The following is a 567-nucleotide window of genomic DNA, read 5'->3' as shown; positions in this document are numbered from 1 at the left end:
GTTCGGCGCGATGGGCTACAACGCGATGAAGCACAAGGTTCTGCTGACGCTCGCCGCGCTGGAGGCGGTGTTGCGTGCCGAAGGCGTCGTCCTTCCCGCAGGTGAGGCGGTGCCGGCTGCGCTTGCCGCGTGGGACGCCACCCGGTGAACCGCGATCTCGTCGGCTATGGTGCGGCGCCGCCCGATCCCTGCTGGCCCGGCGGTGCGCGCGTCGCGGTCCAGTTCGTCGTCAACTACGAGGAAGGCGCCGAGAACAGCGTCCTCAACGGCGATCGCGGCTCCGAAGCCTTTCTCTCCGACATGGTCGGGGCGCCCTCGCATCCCGCTCGTGCGATGGCGATGGAGAGCCTCTACGAATACGGTGGCCGCGCCGGATTTTGGCGGCTGTACCGGCTCTTTACCGAACGTCGGCTGCCGCTCACTGTATTCGGCGTCGCCAGGGCGATGGAGGCGAATCCGGCGGCTGTCGAAGCCATGATGACAGCCGGTTGGGAGATCGCGAGCCACGGCTTGCGCTGGATCGATTACCAGTCCGTTCCCGAATCCGTCGAGCGCGAGCACATCGCA

The 567-nt window shown here is 67.2% G+C and carries 1 protein-coding gene; it reads left to right on the top strand.

Going from position 1 to position 567, the window contains the following annotated elements; genetic code table 11:
- Nucleotides 1-144: 144 nt before the first annotated feature.
- On the top strand, nucleotides 145-567 hold a 423-nt coding region (locus AACY45_RS27620), incomplete at its 3' end, for a polysaccharide deacetylase family protein (protein ID WP_339548638.1).

Origin of the sequence: Pseudomonas sp. RA_35y_Pfl2_P32 (assembly GCF_963970735.1) — a bacterium.
Classification (GTDB): domain Bacteria; phylum Pseudomonadota; class Gammaproteobacteria; order Pseudomonadales; family Pseudomonadaceae; genus Aquipseudomonas.
Note: the sequence above shows the minus strand (reverse complement) of the source record. Positions and strands in the feature narration are given on the sequence as shown.